This window comes from Mesorhizobium sp. M0207, from assembly GCF_040321995.1.
Taxonomy (GTDB): domain Bacteria; phylum Pseudomonadota; class Alphaproteobacteria; order Rhizobiales; family Rhizobiaceae; genus Mesorhizobium.
The window spans coordinates 304,174-326,864 of sequence record NZ_JAMYSQ010000002.1 but is presented as its reverse complement, the minus strand read 5'-3'; the positions used below and the strand labels follow the sequence as shown (position 1 = coordinate 326,864).

Annotated in this window: 25 protein-coding genes; 17 read left to right on the top strand and 8 right to left on the bottom strand. The window is 60.3% G+C overall.

What is annotated here, in order from left to right; genetic code table 11:
• Positions 1-295: 295 nt before the first annotated feature.
• The 5 genes from NKJ15_RS05355 to NKJ15_RS05335 all read left to right on the top strand — a co-directional run bounded on the left by NKJ15_RS05355 (position 296) and on the right by NKJ15_RS05335 (position 4,501).
• Complete coding sequence (locus NKJ15_RS05355) at positions 296-721, top strand: cupin domain-containing protein (protein ID WP_352465923.1); 426 nt, start codon at positions 296-298, stop codon at positions 719-721.
• A 119-nt stretch (positions 722-840) separates the two neighbouring features.
• On the top strand, positions 841-1,440 hold the full coding sequence (locus NKJ15_RS05350) for a YdeI/OmpD-associated family protein (RefSeq protein WP_352620298.1): 600 nt from the start codon (positions 841-843) through the stop codon (positions 1,438-1,440).
• Positions 1,441-1,904: 464 nt separating this feature from the next.
• Positions 1,905-2,177 (top strand): hypothetical protein, encoded by a 273-nt coding sequence (locus NKJ15_RS05345; RefSeq protein ID WP_352469463.1) that lies wholly within the window; start codon positions 1,905-1,907, stop codon positions 2,175-2,177.
• A gap of 269 nt (positions 2,178-2,446) precedes the next feature.
• Positions 2,447-2,854 (top strand): hypothetical protein, encoded by a 408-nt coding sequence (locus NKJ15_RS05340; RefSeq protein ID WP_352501933.1) that lies wholly within the window; start codon positions 2,447-2,449, stop codon positions 2,852-2,854.
• A gap of 315 nt (positions 2,855-3,169) precedes the next feature.
• Entirely contained in the window at positions 3,170-4,501 is a 1,332-nt protein-coding gene (locus tag NKJ15_RS05335; protein ID WP_352814463.1) for a DUF6538 domain-containing protein, read from the top strand.
• Here the strand turns inward: NKJ15_RS05335 and NKJ15_RS05330 are convergent.
• Positions 4,470-5,252 carry a TIGR02391 family protein gene (locus tag NKJ15_RS05330; protein WP_352717385.1) on the bottom strand — a complete coding sequence of 261 codons (783 nt, stop codon included), beginning with the start codon at positions 5,250-5,252 and terminating at the stop codon, positions 4,470-4,472. The two genes, NKJ15_RS05335 and NKJ15_RS05330, sit on opposite strands and share 32 nt — an antisense overlap.
• Before the next feature lie 395 nt (positions 5,253-5,647).
• Complete coding sequence (locus NKJ15_RS05325) at positions 5,648-5,851, bottom strand: hypothetical protein (RefSeq protein ID WP_352451823.1); 204 nt, start codon at positions 5,849-5,851, stop codon at positions 5,648-5,650.
• Positions 5,852-6,107: 256 nt separating this feature from the next.
• On the opposite strand from NKJ15_RS05325, the gene NKJ15_RS05320 reads away from it, so the two are divergent.
• The 5 genes from NKJ15_RS05320 (at position 6,108) to NKJ15_RS05300 (ending at position 13,821) form a co-directional block, all read left to right on the top strand.
• Complete coding sequence (locus NKJ15_RS05320; RefSeq protein ID WP_352814460.1) at positions 6,108-6,704, top strand: recombinase family protein; 597 nt, start codon at positions 6,108-6,110, stop codon at positions 6,702-6,704.
• A 135-nt stretch (positions 6,705-6,839) separates the two neighbouring features.
• Positions 6,840-7,082, top strand: a complete 243-nt coding sequence (locus tag NKJ15_RS05315) for a hypothetical protein (protein ID WP_352814458.1) — start codon at positions 6,840-6,842, stop codon at positions 7,080-7,082.
• 52 nt (positions 7,083-7,134) lie between these two features.
• Positions 7,135-7,497, top strand: coding sequence for a hypothetical protein (locus NKJ15_RS05310; RefSeq protein WP_352814456.1), 363 nt, complete (start codon positions 7,135-7,137; stop codon positions 7,495-7,497).
• A 645-nt stretch (positions 7,498-8,142) separates the two neighbouring features.
• Positions 8,143-11,850, top strand: coding sequence for a hypothetical protein (locus tag NKJ15_RS05305; protein WP_352814454.1), 3,708 nt, complete (start codon positions 8,143-8,145; stop codon positions 11,848-11,850).
• A 648-nt stretch (positions 11,851-12,498) separates the two neighbouring features.
• Positions 12,499-13,821: a hypothetical protein gene (locus NKJ15_RS05300; RefSeq protein ID WP_352814452.1), complete on the top strand. Its 1,323-nt coding sequence runs from the start codon at positions 12,499-12,501 to the stop codon at positions 13,819-13,821.
• Here NKJ15_RS05300 and NKJ15_RS05295 read toward each other — a convergent pair.
• Entirely contained in the window at positions 13,808-15,592 is a 1,785-nt protein-coding gene (locus NKJ15_RS05295; RefSeq protein ID WP_352814450.1) for a GmrSD restriction endonuclease domain-containing protein, read from the bottom strand. The genes NKJ15_RS05300 and NKJ15_RS05295 overlap by 14 nt on opposite strands.
• A gap of 578 nt (positions 15,593-16,170) precedes the next feature.
• Between NKJ15_RS05295 and NKJ15_RS05290 the strand changes: the two genes are divergently transcribed.
• The 6 genes from NKJ15_RS05290 to NKJ15_RS05265 all read left to right on the top strand — a co-directional run bounded on the left by NKJ15_RS05290 (position 16,171) and on the right by NKJ15_RS05265 (position 19,636).
• Positions 16,171-16,887 carry an SOS response-associated peptidase gene (locus tag NKJ15_RS05290; RefSeq protein ID WP_352814448.1) on the top strand — a complete coding sequence of 239 codons (717 nt, stop codon included), beginning with the start codon at positions 16,171-16,173 and terminating at the stop codon, positions 16,885-16,887.
• An 82-nt stretch (positions 16,888-16,969) separates the two neighbouring features.
• Positions 16,970-17,842 (top strand): hypothetical protein, encoded by an 873-nt coding sequence (locus NKJ15_RS05285; RefSeq protein WP_352814446.1) that lies wholly within the window; start codon positions 16,970-16,972, stop codon positions 17,840-17,842.
• A 268-nt stretch (positions 17,843-18,110) separates the two neighbouring features.
• Positions 18,111-18,425, top strand: a complete 315-nt coding sequence (locus tag NKJ15_RS05280; RefSeq protein WP_352814444.1) for a hypothetical protein — start codon at positions 18,111-18,113, stop codon at positions 18,423-18,425.
• A gap of 241 nt (positions 18,426-18,666) precedes the next feature.
• On the top strand, positions 18,667-18,846 hold the full coding sequence (locus NKJ15_RS05275; protein ID WP_352814442.1) for a hypothetical protein: 180 nt from the start codon (positions 18,667-18,669) through the stop codon (positions 18,844-18,846).
• Between the two features lie 209 nt (positions 18,847-19,055).
• Positions 19,056-19,307 carry a hypothetical protein gene (locus tag NKJ15_RS05270; RefSeq protein WP_352814440.1) on the top strand — a complete coding sequence of 84 codons (252 nt, stop codon included), beginning with the start codon at positions 19,056-19,058 and terminating at the stop codon, positions 19,305-19,307.
• Between the two features lie 65 nt (positions 19,308-19,372).
• Positions 19,373-19,636: a hypothetical protein gene (locus tag NKJ15_RS05265; RefSeq protein WP_352814438.1), complete on the top strand. Its 264-nt coding sequence runs from the start codon at positions 19,373-19,375 to the stop codon at positions 19,634-19,636.
• Between the two features lie 7 nt (positions 19,637-19,643).
• Here the strand turns inward: NKJ15_RS05265 and NKJ15_RS05260 are convergent, their stop codons facing one another.
• The 5 genes from NKJ15_RS05260 to NKJ15_RS05240 all read right to left on the bottom strand — a co-directional run bounded on the left by NKJ15_RS05260 (position 19,644) and on the right by NKJ15_RS05240 (position 22,125).
• On the bottom strand, positions 19,644-19,898 hold the full coding sequence (locus NKJ15_RS05260) for a DUF982 domain-containing protein (RefSeq protein WP_352814595.1): 255 nt from the start codon (positions 19,896-19,898) through the stop codon (positions 19,644-19,646).
• A 377-nt stretch (positions 19,899-20,275) separates the two neighbouring features.
• Entirely contained in the window at positions 20,276-20,785 is a 510-nt protein-coding gene (locus tag NKJ15_RS05255; RefSeq protein WP_352814436.1) for a hypothetical protein, read from the bottom strand.
• Entirely contained in the window at positions 20,782-21,075 is a 294-nt protein-coding gene (locus NKJ15_RS05250; RefSeq protein ID WP_352814434.1) for a PadR family transcriptional regulator, read from the bottom strand. Before NKJ15_RS05250 ends, NKJ15_RS05255 begins: the two co-directional genes overlap by 4 nt.
• A gap of 244 nt (positions 21,076-21,319) precedes the next feature.
• Complete coding sequence (locus NKJ15_RS05245; protein ID WP_352814432.1) at positions 21,320-21,685, bottom strand: hypothetical protein; 366 nt, start codon at positions 21,683-21,685, stop codon at positions 21,320-21,322.
• A gap of 110 nt (positions 21,686-21,795) precedes the next feature.
• Positions 21,796-22,125, bottom strand: coding sequence for a hypothetical protein (locus NKJ15_RS05240; RefSeq protein WP_352814430.1), 330 nt, complete (start codon positions 22,123-22,125; stop codon positions 21,796-21,798).
• Positions 22,126-22,263: 138 nt separating this feature from the next.
• On the opposite strand from NKJ15_RS05240, the gene NKJ15_RS05235 reads away from it, so the two are divergent.
• Positions 22,264-22,578: a hypothetical protein gene (locus tag NKJ15_RS05235; protein WP_352814428.1), complete on the top strand. Its 315-nt coding sequence runs from the start codon at positions 22,264-22,266 to the stop codon at positions 22,576-22,578.
• Positions 22,579-22,691: the final 113 nt, after the last annotated feature.

The following is a 22,691-nucleotide window of genomic DNA, read 5'->3' as shown; positions in this document are numbered from 1 at the left end:
GTGTTGCCCTGACGGTCGGTGAGGCGACCGTTGCCGAATGCCGCATTGAGCGCCCTGGTTGTACCGGACCACGAACGCAACGCAGGGGCAACTCAAAACTGACTAAAAGGTAAAGGCTTGGTTTGCATTGGGGTATCGGCTCAGTGATCCGGCCCGAGAGTAGAATAGGTCGGATCGCGGCCCGACAAATCGTCACGCGCAATGGACGAGGGAACGGTCAGCAGCCAGTTTTGCTGACGCAGACCAGAAAAATCATCTAGATTCGTGTTCGCAATTCGCTGAGAGGAACGAAGCCATGACAGCAGTCGTCGCATCCGACAGGCTCGAACGTTCGCTGGTTTGGGCAGAGGACGATCCGTCGGTCAAATGGGCCGGCGCTTTCGCGGTTTACGGCGGGCACGGCACCACCCAGTCCTCGGTCATTGTCTACGAGATCGAGCCCGGCAAGCGGCTCGGCTGGCACAGCGACGCCACCGAAGAGACGCAATACATCATCGCCGGCACCGGCGAGCTACACATTGAGGGCGGCACCACCCACCCGGTCGGGCCGGGCAGCGTCCTGGTACTTCCGACGCCGGTCAGGCACGACCTCGTCAACACCGGCACCGAAACCCTGCGCGCCGTCGCTTTCTTTGCGGCGGCGATGTTCACGCAGACATTCGACAACGTCATGCTGCCGCCGAAATCCCATGTCCTCGGAACGCCCAATCGTGCGGGCTGAATGCGTGCCGGCGAGAATCACCAGGCCTGCGGATTGCGGACTCGGAGCTGAGATGAGCGCGCGCGCGGCCGGCCAGCGGTTTGGCGTCGTACGCGCTCGCGTCATGGGCGGACCGGCTGATGGCGCCCGTCAAGGTCGACCCCGCCAAGGTGCGCGAGTTCAGGGACGCCGAAAGCTTCCATGCCTGGCTTGGCGAGCATCACGACAGCGAGGACGAAGTCTGGATCAAGATCCATAAGCTCGATTCGGGACTGCCGTCGATCACTCCGAAGCAAGCCATCGACGTGGCGTTGTGCTGGGGCTGGATCGATGCGGTGCGCAAGGCCTTGGACGGCAAAAGCTACCTGCAGCGCTACACCCCGCGCGGCAAGAAGAGCACCTGGAGCCAGATCAATGTCGACAATGTCGCCCGGCTGATCGAGGAGGGCCGGATGACCGAGCACGGGCTGAGGCAGGTCGATGCAGCCAAGGCCGACGGCCGCTGGGCGCGCGCCTACAAGAGCGGCAAGGAGATGAAGATCCCCGACGACCTCCAGGCGGCAATAGACGCCGAGCCCACGGCGAAAGAGATGCTGGCAAAGCTCAGCGGGCAAAACCGCTTCGCACTCGCCTTCCGCATCCACAACATGAAAACCGAAGCCGGACGCAAGAAGAAGATCGCGGCGTTCGTGGAGATGCTGAAGCGCGGCGAGACGATCTATCCGCAGGGCAGAAAGTAACATTTGACGAGGCGTGCCGGCGCGCTGCGTCTTGTGCTTGTCCCTGTCGGCGAGCCTCGAATGCGGCCGGATCGCTGCTCAGGCCCACCTTCGATCCAGGCGATGTCGCCGACGATTTGTTTTCGACGAGCGTCGCCCGGCACTTCGACACCAGCTCTCATTCGTTTAGTTGATGCAGGAAAAAGTCTCGTCCTCACAGTCGGCATGGTATATTAGCAGGCGCTGTTATGAGGTTTTTGCCCGTTCAGGAGCCGACTGGCACGTGGGCCGTGTTTGATGCGACCGTGGATGTGCCTGCGGATTTTGCTGGCAGTTGCCTTATCGGCTTGCCGCGGGAGCGGGCGGAGTGGCTCGCAGCAAGAGCCAATCAAGATGCTGCAAAAGGCACTTCGATTTGCCGGTTGTCAGCTGCCGGATCGGCACAAGCCGCGGTTCTTAGACTTAGACCGATAGGAGAGATTTCGATGATGCAAGAAAGGGTAATGGCGGCTGCGTTGGCAGCCAGGAATCAGGAAGCGGATATTCGTGGTGTCTTCGATATCACCAACAAAACCGATGCGCCAATTGGCCCCCGCCGATTGGGCGAGGCTATCCACTTTGTCGCCAATGCACCTATCGTTGGCTATGATGTTCACGCCGCCGTCATCAGATATGGCCCAGTCGGAACCCCCAGCCTCAGAGCAACAGATTGCGCACAGCTGTGGGAGAAGTTCGGCGAGGCCTTGCTGCAACACTGACGGGCAGATCTTTGGCGCGTATGGCACTACCATCGTGCAGGACACTTCCCTGGCGAGAACGACATGCAAGCCTGGCCGGTAATGTTGCAATTAAATTAGCGTGAGTGCATATTTTTTGCTGGCTGGACTCGCAACCGGCCAGGCCCGGCGGCCGGCCGCCAACGGGCTGTCAGGCCGGCGACAAATGGCTCCGCAGGCCCGACGGTCCCTTGGCAAGATCGCCGGAACCACAGCATGATGCGGCGGCAAAACGGGTTTGGGAGAATGATATGCCTAAGGTTTCGGAACTCTTTTTCAAGACAGCCATCATCTTTCTTATTCTGGGAATTGCAGCTGGCCTGCAGATGGCAATTTCAGGCGATCACGGCGCGTTTCCGGCTCACGCGCACATCAATCTGCTGGGGTGGGTCACCAGTGCAATATTCGGCGGCTATTATGCGCTGAACCCGGCGAAGGCTGCCCGCAGGAGCGCGATGATCCACTATGGCGTCTACAATCTCGGCCTGGTCGTGATGCTGCCGGCGCTTTACCTGATGCTGCAGGGAAATCCGGCGCTCGAGCCGATCGTCGCCACCGGCTCAATGATTGTCGCTGCCGCCGTGCTGATCTTTGCCTTCGTGGTTTTCTCCGCCGAAACAGAGCGCTCGGTCTCGGGAATACAAGCGGTCCCGCGCTAGACGGGGCGGCGACGGTGCCGAGTCGACCAAGCCCGTGCTTCTGGTGAAGCGCGGGCCGATCGGTTGTAGGCTGATCTGAGGTAAGAGTGCGGCGAAGATGAAAGCCGCTCGCGCCCCCCTCTGCCTGCCTCAAGATACTGCATCGCAGCGGCAGTCGCCGTCCAGTGTCCCTTCAGACTCGGCGAGCCGGTGAGATTTAACTGGCGGAGAGAGCGGGACACTCTCCTCCGCAGGCCTTGACCCCTTGTGGCCCTTGACTTCCGCCTCCTTGAGGCCCAGCGGTGGGGCACCAGCGTGGGGCACCCGGGGGTCTGAGTGGCAAACCAAAGGCAATATCTCGAATGGCACGGGCAGCAGTGGCGAGTCCGCGTGAAGGTGCCTGCTAAGGTCCGCGACTTGATTGGGCGAGGCAAGCTCACTTTCCCGCTCCACACCTCGGACCTCAGCGATGCGGACGCCCGCAAGTGGCCCATCGTGTCCCGGCTCAAGGAGGTCATCGTCGCAGCCAACCGAGCGCTCGCCTGCAATGATCCCCTGGAGGCCGAGGCGCTGAAGTTCCGCCTCACGAAAGACGACGAGGCGACCCAATACTTTCTCCATAACCGAGCCACCCAGGTTGAGGCGGCTGAAGGGTTCGCCCGCGCCCAGGCATTCTACGGTCTAGCCAGCGGAGAGATCACGCCACTGGATCACCATGCGGACGCTTTCCTGGCGCACCAGGGCTACAGGCAGAAATCCGAGGGCGACTTCCGCAGGGTTCTGGTTTGGCTCACGACATGGCTACGGGATAGCAACCTGCCGGTGGCCCTTGAAGGCGTTTCTAGGATCGAGGCCGGGCGCTTCATCACGGAGAGCCTTGTGGTCGGCAGGGGTGCGCAGAAGGCCGCCGCGTATCTAGGGTTCATCCGACAGTACTGGACTTGGCTGCGGGACAAGGGACACCTCACCGCCGACAACCCTTGGGCTGGCCAGACCCTGCCGGCTCCGCCCAGGCGACAACGCGAAGCCGACCCGGACCGGGGTAAGCGTCCCTTCACGGATGACGAAGTGGTCTCGCTCCTGGCTGGTGACGCCGGGCCGCTTCTCAACGATATGATGCGGGTGGGTGCCTTGAGCGGCATGCGGGTCGAGGAGATGTGCCAACTGTTTGTCTCGGATTGTGTCGGAGAGGCCTTCAACGTGTGGGCCGGTAAGACCGACAACGCCCGTCGAACGGTGCCAATCCACAGCGGCCTGGTCGGGATCGTCGAGCGCCGCATCGAAAGTAAGAAGCCGGGCGACTTCCTGTTCGAAGAACTCCCGCCAACCCCAAAGTCACGCGAGACGCGATCGGACCCAGCCATCAAGCGGTTCACCCGGTATCGTCGGGACATCGGGGTGGACGAGCGGCCGAACGACAAGGCCAAGAGCAACGTAGACTTCCACTCGTTCCGCCGCTGGTTTGTCCGTAAGGTCCGCAATGCGAAACTCGCGGGTGACTCGGGGTTTGACGAATGGACGCTGACCTGGGTGGTCGGGCATACCGACAGCGACCGGGCGAAGAGCCTCGACCTTAGCCAGCACGGTTACGCGGGGCAGGACCCGGAGAAGTCAAAGAAGGCCTTGGTGGAGGCCGTCAAGTTGCCTGTGAGGCAGGCTGCCCTGTAGCCATCAGCGCTGCTGTTCTAGCATCCACGATCCGCAGAAGATGGTTGGCCAGCATCACCACCTCCATTGCCTCAACGGGATCATCCAAGGCCACATCGCGGTGCGATTGCGGGTTCTTGTAGAGGCCAATTGCGCCCGCAAACAGGTTCACCACTGCTTCCCGCTCGCTCGTCTGGATGCTCTTGTCAGTCAGTCGGCCGGACTCTGGATTAAAGGCCTTGCGCACAAGGGAGACCCCCACATCGTTATCCGACAGTGCGGCTGCGGCGCGAACGGCGACTTCAACAGCTTTCATGGCCTGAAATACCGCCACGTCGTACTCTCCCCGAAGGAAGGCAGCCCAGACCGTGTCGGCAATCGCCTGGTGCAGATACTCTTTCCGTAGGAATCGTGTGGCGGAGAATTGTTGGAAGTCGCGCTTGTCCTTAATTTTGGACGCCCTTCGGCTAAGCTTCCTCCATCCGTTTTGGCCATTCGTTCCCGAGGCAGGGATCAGGAGCCCTTGGACCTCAAGCCACACCCAAGCCTCCGTAATCGCCTGCTCGACTTCCTCGCGACGTGACAGTGGAATCGCGCTCTGCCCACTGTTTCCCACAGTGAAAAGTGAGCTGAGAATGTTCGTCATCGCGACCATGTTCATGCCGCTGTTGGCTATCGAGGGAAGCGCCATAAGCAAGGACGCCGCAAGCTCCTCCGGTTCCATTGTGACTAGGAGGTCTACGTCGGGAAGCATTTGGGCAGCATGAGACATGCCTTGAACTCCTCAGGTCGAAATGAACATTGTGTCCTCACTAGGCCGGGGTCTACGATATTTCAATTGATAGGGGTTCCTTACCGGATCGCCCGCTGGGGTCGATCACCCGAGTGCTCCTATTTGCGTGGCAGCGGGCGGACTTCCCCCCTGGGGGTAGGCCACCTCCAGCGCCTCGGCCTGCGGCCTCCACCTCCACCTCCAGCGCCTCGGCCTGCGGCCTCCACCTCCACCTCCAGCGCCTCGGCCTGCGGCCTCCACCTCCAGCGCCTCGGCCTGCGGCCTCCACCTCCAGCGCCTCGGCCTGCGGCCTCCACCTCCAGCGCCTCGGCCCTACTCACAGCAAAAAGCCCCAGCGGCTTCACTGGGGCTTTCATGGCTTCCCTGCGGGATCACTAGGCGGCGACATGCCAGCGGCAGGGGAGGCCTTTCCGCTCCGCCACGGTGTCAAGCCAGAACTGCACCCCTGTCACGCGGGCCCTACGCCAATCGGACTGGAATTCGGCAAGCTCGCCGCCCTGAAGATGATCGGCTGCGAAGCGCTGCTCTGCATCGTTGAACTTGATCTGGAACGGGGTCTGGCTGGCGTAGTCGTACATGGCTGTTTCCTTCAGGTTGATTGATGTGGTCGAGACAAGTCACAGTACCAGAAGTATCACTGAAGTCAAAGATATAATGATACGTCCTGGGAGAAACTCGACGGGCAGCTCCGGGCGAAACCCGCAGTATCAATAGGCCTTGCCCCAGTGAGTCAGCCAGAAAGGTCGATTTTGAGTCTCACACGAATATGGATTGACTTTTTGATACGGAAGGATCACATCCTCATAAGGTCTAATGATCCGAAGGGGAGCCACCATGCAAGCGCCGGAGCATACCACCACGACCACCATACCAAACGGGCATCTAGTCGGCTACGCACGCACCTCCACCACCGACCAGAAGGCAGGGCTTGAGGCCCAGCTCAGGGACCTCACCGGAGCGGGGTGCGCGAAGGTGTTCCGCGAGGAGCTGTCCTCCGTGGCTACCAAGCGACCGGAGCTGGAGCGGGCTTTGGACTACGTGCGGGAGGGCGACACCCTCATCGTCACCAAGCTCGACCGGTTGGCCCGCTCCGTGGCGGACCTCGTGGGCATCACCGCGCAGCTCCGAACCAAGAGCGTGGCCCTCCGCATCCTCTCGATGAGCCTGGACACCGGAACCCCAACGGGGAAGCTCATGGTGAACCTCCTAGGCTCCATTGCGGAGTTCGAACGGGAGCTGATGCTGGAGCGGCAACTTGAGGGTATCGCTAAGGCCAAGGCCGAGGGGAAGTACAAGGGGCGGGCTCCCACGGCGCGACGCATGGCCCCCGAAGTCATCAGGCTGAAGACCGAGGGCAAGACCGCCGACGCCATCGCCCAGGAGTTGGGGATCGGAAGGGCAAGTGTCTTCCGCATTCTGAGGACGGCCTAAAGAACAGGAGCGGCGGTGGCCCAGACACTCGATAACTGTGCGCGTGACAACACTACGAACCTGCACAGCTTATACTTGTTGATCGGCGACTCATTATGGCCATACTGGGCGGCGCAACTCAACCGGAGACTGCGCATGACCAACATGATGCCCGCCCGCCTGCCGTCCCTCCCCGCATCCGCCGATGCACTCGCGGACCCCGACATCGCCATTGCCTTCGCCCTGGACTGCCTTGAGCACTTCGAGGTGAGTTCCTTCCTTGCCGACCGAAGAGCCGGAAGGGACCTTGGGGCCTGGCTGTCGCACGTCACCTCGGTTCGCCGGGAGGTCAGCTCCTCCTATGGCCCCGATGCCGGTGCCTATCCGCCCCAACAGTAGCGGTCGCCAAGTTATCCGTGCCGGCCCCGAGGAGTGTGAGCGAGTATGTGTAATGTCGAGTAAGACGGTCCGTAGATATCTCGAAGCCAACCGCCGCATGATGGCCGAGGCGAAGGACATGCCGATAGGTATCTCAGTGGCGTTCCTCGGGGCCGCCATCTGGGGCTTCGACCCGCGAGACCCGAATGACCCGCTTACCCTAGAGGACCTCGCAGATCGCCTGGGGTTCTCGCCCACCACCATCTCGCAGCACATGCGGTATCTAGGTCACGGCTACCGCGAGGGCACACCAGGCCTGGGGCTGGTCGGGACGGTGCGGAACTCTGATAATGGTCGCAAGAAGATATTCTACCTGACGCCGCGCGGACGGGGGCTCCTCTCGCAGATCGAGTTCATCTTGGACGGCAGCTCATAGCCTGTGCATCAGGCCGCGCCGCTGTGGCGAGGGCATTAGGGGACGTACTTGAAGAGCGGCTAGGCGAAGCCGGTCCCGCAATCCCTCTGTACTTGGTAAGCGCCTTAGCTGGGTAATAGTCCTTCTACTTGATAAGCAGCTAGCCTAGTCCCCCTAATTCCCACCTACTTGATAGGCAGCGTGGCCGGTGAATAGCCGTTGTGCTTGATAAGGAAATGCCGGCCCGGACCAATAGACCACGTACTTGACAAGCGGCTTAGCCAGCCAGGGTCCGGCAATGGGCGCCTACTTGAGGAGCGGCATAGCTGGACCCCTACAATCCAATGGGCTGCGCTGCCGCTTCTTGTGAGGAATAAATACCTATCTCTGCGAGAGATCGTATCGGTGGACCATTCCAGTCACAGCCTGCCAGACCTGATGCCTGGGCGTGATACCCTCCATCTAGGCTGCATCCACCTTAGCAGCAATAAGCGCCGCCTCGCGCCCGTACCACGTCTTCCCAAGGTCGTCCCAACCATCTCACCGAGGCCCGCCCAATGGAGTTCATCATGGCCCGTATGGCCGTGCGTCAAGATTCCTCACCACCAGCACCCAACCGGCAGCAGTGCCGATTCGCCACCACTCACCCGCCCAGCCGGAGCCTCGATGGCCACCGCTTGGCCCAACCTATGGAAAGACACGAAGCATGGACACCACGCCCCCACCCGTCGACGACGAGCAGGCTCGCATCCGCAGGGGGCATTCGAGAGGGTCTCCGCCAAGCTGGAGGCACGAAGGCAGGCCGACCCCAACAACCCGGCAAGCGACCAAGCCTTCCGCGACCGCATCAAGCTGGGGAAGATGGAAGGACCTGATGGCGCCGGAGTGATCGAGAGGATCGCCAGAGCCGCGTCCATCGGTGCCTCCAAGGCGCTATTCGAGACCAAGGACTTCCTAGTTGGCGAGCCTAAGGAGACCGATAAGGCGGACATTCGGCAAAGCTTCGAGGCCCAGGGCCGGGCGCTCGCCAACGAGAGCATCGGCTACGGGCTGACGGAAGGGGTCTCACAGCTCACCGTGGGCCTCATCGGGGCGGGCAAGCTCCTGGCCCCACTCAAGGCCTACACCGAAGGCGGCGCCATCCTGAAGACGGGCTTCGAGATCGCCAAGGGTGCCATGGCGGGCTACACCGTCCTGGACCCCCATGAGGACCGCCTGTCGAACCTGGTCGAGGAGTTCCCTGACCTCCAGAACCCGGTCACCAACTACCTGGCGGCTGACCCCGATGACACCGCCGCTGAGGGCCGCCTCAAGAATGCCCTGGAGTCCATCGGTGCGGACCTGACCCTGGTCGGCGCGGTGCGCGTCATCAAGTACCTCCGTGGCGGTGACAAGGCGGAGGCGGCGAAGGAGATCGCCAAGCTGGAGAAGACCCGGCTGGCCAATGCCAACGAGTTCGGCCTGCCGGATACGCCCTCAGTCGGCGGCGAAGTGCGGGCTCCCGAAGTGAATGTCAACCCTGAGGAAGAGATACGCCTGGGAATATGGAAGGAGACCCCCAAGTCGGGCCAGGTACCCCGTGAGGCACCCGTTACCAAAGGGTCCAGGCCCACCAAGGCCGAGGAGGTTGCTCCTGGCCCCGCCGAAGACACCATCGAGCAGCTCGGCACCAAGCCACCGATCAACCCCGAGACCGGCCAGCCCCTCCTCCCGACCGAGAAGATGCCGTCCAAGGCCACTCCCACCCAGGAGATACCGGACGATGACCTTGCAAAGATACTTAAGGACACCCAGGCGGACGCCAAGGCCGTCGAGACGTATGGCTCCAGGGCACAGGCCCAGGAGGCCGGCCACAACTTTGGCAAGAAGATTCCCCTGCCTTGGCAAAAGCTTCACATCACCGGCAACGTGGAGTCCCTTATCCAGCGATCCGCGAAGGTCTTGGAGGACCGCTTTAACGTCGCCAAGGGTGGCAAGGTCCTGACGGACGAGCATGTGCGGTCTCTCGCCAACGAGTTGGGCCTCCAGTTCAATGAGGACCCGGCGCTCATCCTCGGGCAACTCGCGGAGGCCGGCGACAAAGCCAAGCTTCTCGCTCCTCAGATGGAGGCCGCGCTCCGCCTCGGCAACCGCATGTTCAACGACGCGGACGACTTGGCCAGCAGGATTGCTAACGGCAACCTCCAGGAGTTCGGGGGCAACATCGCCCTCGCCACCCAGGAGTTCATGGCGCGGCTCGGGGTCTCGTTCGACACGATGGCCTCGGCCAACTCCATGCTCGCCAACTCGGGGCGTACCTTGCGCTTCGCTCGCTCCCAGTTTCGCTTCAGGCCCGCCGATATCGCGCGACTCAGGGGCATGGACCCCGAGCAGGTCATCATGGTGATGCGAAAGGCCGGGGGCGATCCCAAGAAGGTCGCCATGCTCCTCAACGAGAACTGGCGCAAGCGCGTCCTGGACGAGGCCACTTGGCATCTTACCAACGGCCTCCTCTGGATGTGGCCGACTCACATGGTCAACCTGACGACCAACGCCTTCATGCTGGCTGCGCGGCCCAGCGAGAAGACCTTTGGGTCGGCAGCCCTCCGTCTCATCACTAAGGACGCAGGGAAGAGGGCGGAGCTGTCCTCGCTCTCCAGGCAAGGACTGCGGGAGTACCATTACACGATCGCCTCCCTGGCGGACGGCTGGTCCAACGCGGTCGAAGCCTTCAGGCGAGGCGACTCCATCCTCAACCCCCAGAACACGGAGTTCTTCGATGGCAGCGTGACGGGCCTCCAGACGCAACCACTTCAGTGGAAGCCCTGGAACTCCGTCTGGGACGTGGCGCACAACGCTTGGCAGGCCGCCAACTATAGGACCATCGTGGGTCTGCCGACGCGGGCGCTGGGTGGGGCCGACGAGTTCTTCAAGACGCTCCGCTACAGGGCCGTGGTGCAATCCAAAGCGGCCACCGATGCAGCTGACATCGGGCTCTCCGGCCAGGACTTCAAGGACTACGTGCAGAAGGCCATGGACAAGGCCATCGATCCGGCCACCGGCAGGGCACTTGATGCCAACGCCGTGCGGGAAGCCCAGATGACCACCTTCCAGCAGGACCTTAACTACGAGACACTTCCCGGATTTGCGCTAGGGCGGGCCGTACAAAGCGCTCGAAGGACGGCACCGATCCTGGGCCTCGTGCTGCCCTTCGTAAAGACTCCCATCAACGTCATCCGGTATGGCATGAAGCTCACGCCGGGATTGAATGTCCTCCAGACTGAGTTCCGAAACGCGCTCTTCGGGAGGACCGGCCAGGAGGCCCAGGCCCACGCTATCGGCCAGATGGCTATGGGGTCAATGTTCATGGGCCTCGCGGCTCATTTGGCGGCCAACGACTCCCTCACCGGAAGTGGTCCTGACAACTACGTGCTCAAGCAGGAGCTTCTCTCCACCGGATGGAAGCCCTACTCGGTCACCTGGATGGGGGCGGACGGCAAGCGGCAGTACTTCCAGCTCGGAAGGTTCGACCCCGCCGCAACCGTGATGGGCCTCGTCGCTGACATCGTGGCCCTCAACAAGAAGAACCCCGATCAGGACTATTCGGACCTAATCATGGCGGTTGCCGTGGCGGTGGCCAAGAACCTGGGCGAGAAGACGTTCCTCCTCAACCTCAACAATTCGCTGAAGGCAGCCCTTGACCCCGAGACGGAGCTTCCCAAGTTCCTGGGGCGGACGGCGGGCTCCATGCTCCCGTTCTCCTCCTTGATGCGCGGGGCCAATCCCGACCCGTACCTCCGTGAGGCGCGGACCTTCGTGGACAATGCCATCAGGGGCGTCCCTGGTCTCTCAGAGACGCTTCCTCTCTCCATGGATGTCTGGGGTGACCCGATTGAGCGCCATGTGGGCCTCACGGACTCCCAGGACAACGACATTGTGGAGGCCGAGCACAACCGCATCATGCTCCAGACGGACCACGGCATCGGCAAGCCTGAGACGGACCTCCAGGGCGTGGACCTTCGGGAACTCACCCTCAAGGACGGCAAGAACGCCTACCAGCGGCTCCAGGAGCTATCGGGGCATATCCCAGGGCAGAAGAGCCTTAAGGAAGTCCTCGCCGCGCTCATCAAGTCGGAGCCCTACCAGGACCTTCCTGATGGCGATTCCGATGTGAAGGGCACCAGGCTCAACAAGCTCGGAGAGATCGTCCAGCGCTACCGCGAGGCCGCCAAGAAGGTGTTCCTCCAGGAGAACGTCGAGCTGCAACCGATCATCGGGAAGCGGCAGATGGAAGCTCGGGGTGCCGTCACGGCGAAACGAGCGGCCAGGACGGATGGCCAACCTGGTGCAAGGGCGTTGCTGGAGGCTCTCACCAATGGGCAGGCCCGGCGATGAGCCGCACCATCCCCAACTCGACCAAGAGGGAAGTAACGACATGACTGCTTCAAGGTTCGGGTTCGCCCCCGGAGAACTCGACTCACCGCATACCGTATCCGCAGCGGTTGCAGCTTGGCACGAACCCCAGACGAAGGTTGTGGCGGTGGGGAGTTTCCCGCTTGGCACCTACGGCGTGGTCTGGGCGGGACAGGGCAAGGAGGGTGTCGTGTGGGGTGCCGGGTGCTCAACCACGGGCGTCCCGATGCTAGCCCTTGGTATCCGCCGCCTATTGGCCATGGTGCCAGCCGATTTGGAAATCTTCGTGCAGGCCCATTCCGAACTGGGGGCCTACATTGGGCCAGGGGGCCATATCCGGGCGGCCATCCGGCGAGGAGGCAGGACTACATCCGGCAAGCCCCTAGCCGGCTACGAAGTACTCCGGGAGATCACCTTCCGCCAGGACGAAGGAGACTGGACGTATCAGCCTGTCGCGAGGCCACTGACGCTCCATCGCCTGAAGCTAGCCACCGGAATCGCGCACGGAGAGGCCCGCCAGGCAGGCCTGAAGTACCAACACTCAACTAACCCGTCATTTGGTGACCTAGCGCTGGGGTCTGTCGAGACATGCGAAATTCCGCGGCCTTTCACCATAGCCGTGGAGGGGCCATGACCCGGAAGGGGGAGCCGCACGATACCGACGAGGAGCGAGCCCTCGGCAGCGATATCCATCACGATCCTTGGCTGACCCCCGCATGTCCCGCCCTCCAGGCCCTCGCCGACACTGTCTTCGCGGACATCGAGCATAACTCCCCCATGCCACCCCGCCAGCGCCGGGACGCCACGGAGCGCCGCAGGGCAATCACCGGGAACATCGTCGTCAGCCTCGCCCTCCTGGTCCTGCACCACCCAGCCGGCACCCGCTTAGCCGTCTCCGCGAGGAACGACCCAGCGACCCGCTACGACCGCCCCAGGTTTCCCCGCGAGGTGGTCACAAAGCTCATCGGCAGCATGGAGGCTTTGGGTCTCGTCACCCGGCAGCGCGGCGGGCGAGGCAATCAGCGGTCCACCATCGAGCCGTCACCGCGCTTTCACGACCTGATGGCGGGCCTGACGCTAGCCCCGAGGCCGATTGGGCGGGAGGTTGGGGCCGAGACCATTGTCCTCAAGGCCACCACCGGGAGGGGCCGCACCAAGCTCCTCCTGGACTATGCCGACACCCCCGAAACAATCGCCATGCGGGCGGACATGGCGGCCATCAATGAGTTCCTCAACGAGGCCGACATCCGGCTAGACGGCAGCCCACCCCCGCTCCCCGTCCTCCTCACCCGCCGCTTCCAGATCGAGCACCCTGACGCTCCCCACACGTTCGACCAGCACGGGCGACTCTATGGCGGCTTTTGGATGAACCTTCCGAAGACGCAGCGGCATCTGCTCCGCGTTAATGGCGAAGAGGTGGCTGACCTCGACTTCACCGCCATGTTCCCGCAACTGGCTTACCTTGAGGCCGAGGCAGCGCTGCCCAACAGCGACCCATACGGGGGTATTGAAGGCCTGCCGAGGGTTGCTGCCAAGATGGGTCTCTCCGCGCTGCTCTGCCGACGTGGGGCCATGCGCCGGCTGCCTAGCGAAGTCCGGGAGGCCGCAGGCAAAGAGTGGAACGCCAAGCGGCTTAGCGAGGCGCTGGCGGAACGTCACCCGGCCATCGCCTCCATGTTCGGCACCGGGCTTGGTCTCAGGCTAATGTTCACCGAGAGCCGCATCTTGGTCGCGGCGTTGGGCATACTCTTGGAGCAAGGAGTTCCGGCCCTGCCGATGCATGACGGGATCATGGTGCCGGCCTCGAAGGAGAAGGAGGCGAGGAGGGCCATGGGGCGGGCGGCCGTCGAGATACTTGGCCACGCGCTTCCTGTCAGGCGAAAAGAGGTTCGAGGACTCTGTGCGACGGTAGATCGTTCTGTCGACGTGAAGTTGCCTGCTACGCTTTGTTGAAAGCGGTGGTGACTGCCGCTATCTGCGGTCCGGTCGCTTTGTGCGTAGCTGACCCCATTCGAACAAAGCAGTCATCCCCTAGAAACGAAGCTTGAGTCTGCTTAGGAACACGGATTCTGATCACCGTCATGCCCTTGTAAGCAATAACGTCCAGTGCTGATAAAACTTGTGTTCTCAGAGGATCGGTAAGCTTCGACTGCTTGATGGCATCTTCTATGCGCCGCATATATTTGCCGAGGTCACCTATATGATATGCTTCGCGATCTACGCCGACGATCTCCACGTGTTCAAATTTAACTGCATCAATGCCGTAAATAGCCTTGACCCGAATCGCATCCTCTTTCTTGTCAGCGATACCAATATAGACAAATCCGTCTGCATCGGGTCCAACGTTTGCGATGCCACATATCGTCTCCAGAATGACTTGAATGATTTTTGGGTCTGGTTCCTTGTTCGAATCGAGACGAAGTAAGCCTTGTTTAAATTCGTATCGAGCGGTTTCCGTTCTAGAACGCCTCAAAGAATTCTCGAAATCGAAGAGGAGCCCTGGTCCATGCGCCAAGGATGCAACATCTGCTTTGACGAAATGATCGCGAATTAGTCCTTTCGTTATCTTTATGTTTGACCGCCTGTCTTCACTCTTTATATGTTTCTGACCAATTTCGATCTTATTTGTTAGGTTTTCTAGGTATTTCATGATGTCATCACCGACGGCAGGCGTCATGCTTTCGCGGTGGATCAATTCAAAATACGCCATGAAGACTGCATAAAATGGAGACTTCTGCGCGTTAGAGGTCGGTTTGGGATAGACCAGTTTCCTAAACGCAAATCTATTTGGATCATGGGCCTCGATGGCCGCCCGAATGGTGGAGAAAGTAGTCTTCACTTCTTGCATCAGGCGATCCCGGCCATAGGCGGCCAACCGGGAATTCACGTCAGCATACTGTTCGAAATCCTTGCTGTAGAGCTTGTCAAGGAACTCCCCCGATGCCTCAACTGGGTCGTCAAAAAGAATCGAAGCGCAGATATCGGCTAGCGCCTGCTCGTCATCACTCTCTCTTAGGTCGCCGGTCCGGAGCACTCCCTCATAGCACCAGAAAATGTCCTCCGCCTTCAGCGCATATCCGTGTGGATTTCTGCTTGTTTCTATGCTGATTTCAGGCATCTCGCTCAGAAGCAACGTGTCCCTCGAAACGTCACCGCGTATTTCAGCAGCTAAAGTTCGAACCATTTCCGCGAAGGGAGATAGGACGCCCGCTTGCCGCCTTTCTTGATCGCTTAACTGCTTGCCGCCTGAGTTGATCCGACCAAAAACGTCCGTGATACGTTCATCTCTCTCGCCGGGGAAAATGGTCACTGCTAGCTGGTAATCGAGCATGTCTGCGCATTGCTGTGCCGAAAGCCTCGATATGTTGTCCGGGAACTCCTTAAACAGACCCTTCTCGGCGGCTTGTCGTGCCCTCGCAAATTCATTGATGTTGAAGCAGGTCTCGTCGAGCAAAAAGCCGTGTTCGATATAGCTGAAGATTGCGTTCAGCCGCTGCATGCCGTCTATAACTTCAAGCTCCGACCCTTGACCGATCGCGGCTACTTTGTCTGCGAGAAGAAACAACGGAAGGGGATAATCGCGAAGAATGCTGTCTATAAGACGCTGCTTTTCCAGAACCGTCCACACCAGTTTGCGCTGGTATTGCCTGTTCACGATGAGAGTCCCGTCGCGAAAAGACCTATAGAGGGATTGAATACTTATCCCCTGCGGTGAAACGGCCACGAGATTCTCCCTTCGCCAAACCCTATCCTGCTGTTCGACCACGAAATTCGCAGTGCGGCAAGTTGATCATTTTCAAATGAAAATACGGACACCACCTCGTGGGGCCGCTGACCTAATGCTTGCCCGCCCGCAGCCACGCCCGATCAATGGCCCGCACTCCGATCGCGACCAAATGGACCGCCACGATTGGCCCGACCTTCCGCAAATAGGCTAACCCCGGGTGTAATAGGAGTGCCCCCTGGTGACGTTAGGCTCTCGCACAAAGACGGCTTCAGGTAAGAGGGCCTGCGATCCTCGCCTTCATCGACCCGGCTGCCAGATGGCCCTTCCTTCGGCTCGACAGTGACAGCCTTTAATACCAGGAAGTCCCACCGTAGCTCCGCCCCCGGTAGAGGAGGGAGGGAGGCTAATTCCCAACCAACCACCGCAGGCCCGCCCATAATGCAGTCCAAGGGGTCTCCCGCCATCATGGCGAGTATCAAAGCACTTGCCGCGCAGGGGCTTAGGAGTACCCGAGGGACCAGTAGGTATGGCATCATGCGGCGACATCAGGGGTCGAGGAGGGCGATGGCGCGACTATGTGCAACCTCTACAACATCACTACATCGCAAGAGGCCATCCGCCAGTGGACCCGTGCCTTGCGGGATATCTTGGGCAACCTTGAGCCGTCCGTTGACATCTATCCCAACCAGTTCGGCCCCGTGGTTCGCAATGCACCGGACCGTGACCGTGAGCTTGCCAGTCTGCGCTGGGGGATGCCGACGCCACTGGACCGCGTAAGGGGCAACGCGGACTCTGGCACCACCAACATCCGCAATCCGCAGTATGGCCATTGGCAACAATATGTCGGCGTTGAGCACCGCTGCGTGGTCCCTGTGACAAGCTTCGCGGAGCCCAGCCCCACGCCGAACGACAAGGACCCAGAAACGGGGGGCATTCAGCGGAACTACTGGTTCGCCCTTAGCGAGGACCGCCCGCTGTTCTTCTTCGCCGGCCTCTGGACGCGCTGGCAGGGGGTGCGCAAGGTCAAGGAAGGCCCAGGCGATCATCAGGTCTATGGCTTCATGACCACCAAGCCCAATGCTCTCATCGCGCCAATCCACGAGAAGGCCATGCCGGTGATCCTGAGGACGCAAGAGGAGACCGAGACGTGGCTAACTGCTCCGTGGTCGGAGGCAAGGCGGCTACAGCGGACTGCGCCAGATGATGCTCTCGTGATTGTCGAGAAGCCGGCCACACAGATCAAGTTTCCGAACGGGTCACAGAACAAAAAAGGCCAGTTGCCGCTTCTCTAAGACGAAAGAGTACTGCTCTTACAACATTGTGTTTCCTGAAGGAACGTGCCAAAGATCGGGAGGGTAGTGGGGTCTGAGCCTTGTGTCCAAGATCGCTCGCATAGCAACTCGCGTTGCAGCTGTTTGCTTATTTGGCATTTTTGCATGGAGCACTGATTCTTCGGCGGAATCACTGGCGCTTGATGGCGCCGAACGCTGGGTAATGATTGCAAGTCGATCAGACCTCGCTCAAGCAGTTGGCATTGCCCTTCCCTTTTCAAATCAGAAGGCCAGGATAGTAGTGGCACAAAACGGCTGGTACGCAATTGTACTTGGCCCGGAGAAAGTAAGCACCTTAGCCGAATTCCTTTTGAACTACCACGGCGCTGTCATCCCTGACGACGCCATCTTATCTAAGGGGCTTACATTTGTTAGGACCATATGGACACCTGCTTCAAGATGGCTTGAACTGGCAAGTCGGCAGGACCTTACTAAAGCGCAAGATATTGCCCAAAGCTACGCTGAGATCGAGGCCCGAGTCTTAAGGTCTAAGAACGGATGGTATGCAGTCGTGTCCGGCCCAACCTGGGCAAAAAACGCTGACGAATATCGCAGTATGCACAACGTCCCTTTGCCGCCCGATGCTCTATTGGTTCGTGGTGCGAATTTCTCCTCGACCGTTTGGCGTTCCGAACGAGGACTTGCGATTGATAGTCTTTATCATATGGCCTTTCATCTTTATAAGGACGGTGACTACCGCGAGTCAAAGCTATTATTTGAACAAGGATTTGACCGAGGCGGAAAGTCTTTGATGGACGGGGTGGCTCACTACTATCAGGGCCAGATCCTATTAAAGGAGAATTACCCAAAGCAGGCCGCTCCTGAGTTTGGGCTTGCGGCTCAGATGGCCGGAGATTGTTCGCAGGGCAGGCTTGCAAAGCTGTTTGCGGAGGCGATCCATGTCTCTGAGGAGTAGAGGCGTTTCGAGAGGTAGGAAATCTTTGGCATATAGCGGAATATTTCTGCCGTCCCGGTGCTCTTTGGCAGTTATTGTCGCGGTCATGTTTTGCGAGCCGTCATCGGCCAGTGGCATGTGTGATGACGCTAGAGCCCACTTCCCTAATCTGGTTAGTGTTTTTTGCGATCACCAAGACGGCGGGAATTCGAATTCACAGCCGGCAGTGGAAGATTCCGCGCCTGACGACCCTGCAACATCTGGCTCAGATTGGACTCCGCAGCCTGAAATGGAAAATCCCGGACAGGACGATTTGGTGGACGTCACTCCCGAGGTTGTCAAGCCTTCTGAGGCGCTCCAGCGGGACGATGCCGCCTCTGGGCCGCTTGTCCAAACCCCCAATCCAGAGCCTGACGCCAACTCTGCCAACCCTAAGGACGATTCAATAGGCCGCAATGACGACGAGTCCTTTCAAGCCTATGCACATCGACTGAGCAAGTGTCTTTGGCCTTACGCGGGCAATTGCATAATGAACGAGATTGATCGCCTTTCCGGAAAATGGGGTGATGATATGAAGAAGGCCGAAAACGAGAATCCATTCTGACCGTCCATGGGCTCTTTTCCCTCAACCCTCATCAGACCAGACCCCGCACCTCGGATTCGGCAAGCCTCCTAACCCGAATGCTCTGCCGTTCTCGCCGATGGGTTTTGTGTCTCGGCAGGCATGTACTCGTTCTTGCCGCACCCGTCTGCAACTCATTTTGCTCCCCACCAACTCGGCGGCCTCAACGTCCCCAAAGATTTCCCTGAGATCGCTGGGGCATAACGCTTTCGGATTGATCGCTATGGACCACATTGTGACTCTGGACAGCCGCCAGGAGGCAGCCCTCCAGGAAATCGACGACAAATTTGTTACCCAGCACAAGGGCGACCCGGTCAGGGCCCTCAAGGAAATGATCGTCCTCAACGGCCACCTCCAAGACCGCGTTGACGCGCTCACTGCACCGCGCCGCTCCACACGCTAGGAAGGAACAACAATGGCATCATGCACCTCGACGCTGAAGCCAAAGCGGAACTGCATGCTGAAGCGGAGAAGCTCATTGCTCGCTTGAGACCGTGGAGGCGCTCATGGCTTACAACTGCGAGCTGGAGACCCAGATAATCGCCCTTGCCCACCGTCACCCGGGGCTTGTGGCGATCAGCTACGACGACCCGTCGCCAGTCTTGGGATAACATGCAGGACCTCATCGCTTTCCTAGAGACCAACTTAGCGCTGGTGCTGTCGAACCGGCCGCATTTGCGATTTGCCTTTCTCTCCGGAGGCGGGGGCTTCTTAGTCGGCCGCTACTTGCTGACCGAGCGCGTCGCCAATCTGGAAAGCCGAATTGCCAGACGCGACGAGGAAATCACGGGCCTGAAGGCGAAACGGGAAGCGCCAGAGTCGGAGCCTGCGATGGTGCCTATATTCGGCACGACCTTGGTTTGATCCGCCTGGAAGCAACTTCCACCGGGTGGCGGCCCTCGTCCCGGCCAAGCGGAAAGGCAACCGACATGTCAGATAACCTCCTGCCGCAGCAGAAAGCCCCCAAGCTCATTGTCGTTACCGCCTTCGACCGTGATGAGACCGGCGACCTTCAGCCTGTCTTTGGGCCAGCCGAGCTGCAGGCAGAGGACCGGGCGATAAGGACCGCGAAGGGATTGGCGGGGAAACATGGGGGCGTCATTGCGTGGTCGCGTGATGCCAACCCCTCGCTTGGCGAATATGGGGAGCCCACGACGCTCTTTGTGGATGGCGACGTGCCGGACATGGAGTGAGGCGGACTTAGTCCTCTCGCACGAAAACGCCGGCTTCCTTGGCGGCCCCGACGAAAGCCTTTCGGGCCGCACTGACTGTCTTCCGCTGCTCCATTACGTCCATCATCGCCTTAAGGGCTGAACGGTACTTTGGGCCACGGTTTTGGACGGGCCATCGCTCAACCAAGAAGCTGGCCGCTTGAGCCGTGCGGGTAACTGTGAGGTATCGCCCTGTTTGCTCAGTTTGGATGGTCACCGGAATGTCCAACTGCTCGTCGCGCATCACGCCACTCACCCAAAGCTGGCGAGTCGAACGGGCCGGCCTAGGATTTGTTCCACGCGGTGAGCCAGAAGCGGCGCGGGAGCACGACAATTCGATAACTCCCCCCCTATGGTGTAGGAGTGGTCCCCCTGGTGGCCTTAGGTGTGCGCTGCGCCGAGACGCTTCAGGTAAGAGGGCCTGCGATCCTCGCCTTCATCGTCCCCCGCTTCCAGATGGCCGCTTGGTCGCTAGGGGGTAGTGCTCAAAGTGGCTGCCTTGAGTACCGGAAAGTCTCGGGGTAGTCCGCCCGGTAGAGGAGGGAGGGAAGCTAATTCCCAACCAGGCCTCCAGCTTCGTGAGGCTCATTGCCCCACCGGGACAAGGCGGCCGAGAACTCCCTAGCGCCCGATTTGCCAAATCCGAACGATTTTTCCTACCACCGAAACGCCGGCCCATGTAGTCGCCGCAAAGATCAGCGCGAGATACATCTGCATCAGCCGCAAACGGGCCAGCTGCGGTCGGTCGTCGGCGAGGGCGGCAAAATATTCCTCGCGACCATCGACAACCGTTTGAGCAAAGATTTCCTCGAATGCTCGCCTGGGGAAAACGAACCGCAGTAATATGATAAGCCGGCTGCCGGGTGCGGATACAGTCACTGGATAGCGGACTTCATAGGCGCCCCACATAAAGCCGACGAGCCCCGAAACTACTGTTCCAAACGCTGTCGACAAGCAAACGAGCGCAACGGCTAGCGGCTTCCCGCCAAAGGCCAGCAGGAACGTGCCCATGACCAACACCATCGGGAGGCCGATTTTTAGCATGCCATCCAACACGGCGAGCCACAACGATCTGCCATTGTCCCGAATGACTTCAAGGCCGAAACGGACGGCGAACCGTGCCGACTTCATGCGAGAGCCCCCCTTGCGAACGCTGTCTCGGCTGCGTCACGCGCGGCGCGTACCCGCTGACCCAAAGCAGTAATTTTGTACATGCGGCGAGCGATGCCGGCCTCGTGTGGTAGGTCCTCCGACCGAGATGTGAGGAACCCTTTCGCCACCATACGGTCCAGCGTCACGTAAACGGTCCCACGCTTCAACAGCGATGACTCCCTAACCATCTCAAGGCCATACATCTCGCCCGCGCGAAGGAGATTCAAAATCTCATACTCGACGTTCGAAAGGCGCGGCATCTTCTCCATTTTGGTCTCCGAGAATCACGAATGCTACAAAATGTAAGACCCGCTCTTACAAAATGCAAGCTTAGGGCCGAAGAGGCAGCGAAAGCTTAGAGTCTCGCAACAGGAAGTGCCGGAGGGCCAAAAGGTACGGCATGAGGCGGTGGCATGGGGCGGGACCAGAAGTCCGGTCAGCTCGTGGGTCGCTCCAGGTTCACCAGGAAGTTGCTCTTGGCCTTCGCGCCGTGGTGCATCGCGGCAACCCCTGTCACTGTGAAGACGATCCCCAGAGGGAACACCGCCGCAACACGACGGCCATGCCGAATAGCAGCCATGCGTGGCGCACCAAGTACGGCATGAGGCCGACCGCTATCAGCAGCCGCATCTCCAGGTTCCAGACGGAGCCGAGGACGCGCCCGACAATGGGGATCATCTCGTTCAAGGAATCCTCGACACGCTGAAAGTCGCTACGCGGGGCCGCAGTCTGCTTAACGGGGTCTGGCGCGGCCTCAATCGAAGCCTGCACTGAGGCAAGCAACGAGCTGGTCGGCGGTGCTTCCGCATCCGTCCATTTGGCCGGCAGCAGCCACCCGACGACGAAGCCAATAGGACCGAACACGACCGCGCCGCTCACCGCGCTACCCAGTGCCGCGACACCCGTGCTAAGGCCGATGAGGTATCCGAGACCGCCAAAGATGAGGTCGCTCGTCAGCCGACTTTGTGTGTGGCGTGGGGCCAGTCCACTCATCCGAACGAGAAGGTGAAAGGCTTGCCACCAAGAGTACCCGATCCGGTCCCGCGAGTGCCCGTCGAGACAAACGTGAACGGGCCGCTCTGGCCGTCGCTGCAAGTGAACGTGCCGCTGCCCTCACGGTTGGTGACGTAGACGAAGTCGCCTTTGCAGCTGCGGCCTTTATTACTCACTATCGACAGCGTTCCGGCTCCATCGATTTGACCTGTCGCGGACCCTGTAAAGGTCTCCGAGCCGTCGCCAGATTGCCCTTTAACTGGGAGCGTCATCGCGCAACCGCTAATCGTCAGCATCGCCGCCAGTGCGGCCCAGGCATTGCGCATAACATCGTCCCCCCAACGTCTGTATTTGAGCTTGCACCCGAAGCCCTCAATAAGCAATCGCCCGCCGACTGCCGCACGGAGTTCCCAAGGAGTCGTAAGAGTGTCACTATTGCGTTCGGCAATGAGGGAGGGGCATCAATGGTTTTTTTCGGCACGATAGGGTTCATCGCGATTGCCGTAGGGATTGCGCTGTTGGTCATGCGGGTTATCAACCTCGATGCTGCAAGTCCTGCGCCCCGATGGCTGGTGATTGTTGCCGTCTACGGTGCCAACCTTGGGTTAGCCGCCGGGGAACTCGTCGCCTTCTTCGCCCTGTCTCGTTCGGGCAGACCAACCGACTGGCTCTTCGCGGCGTGCATTATGGGCTCGTGCCTGGCGGGAGCGGTCAGCATGTTGGAGGCGAGCGGCAGGGTGCTCAAGGGGAAGTCACTCGGCAATCCCGATGCGACCTAAGCGGCCCACGCGCTAGGAGCCTTGGACAGAACAGCGCGACCGGAAAGGGCAGTGGGGGGCATGTTTGGCAGCTTGAAGAGACGTCTGAGTCGGAGGGACCCCCGCACTGGCGC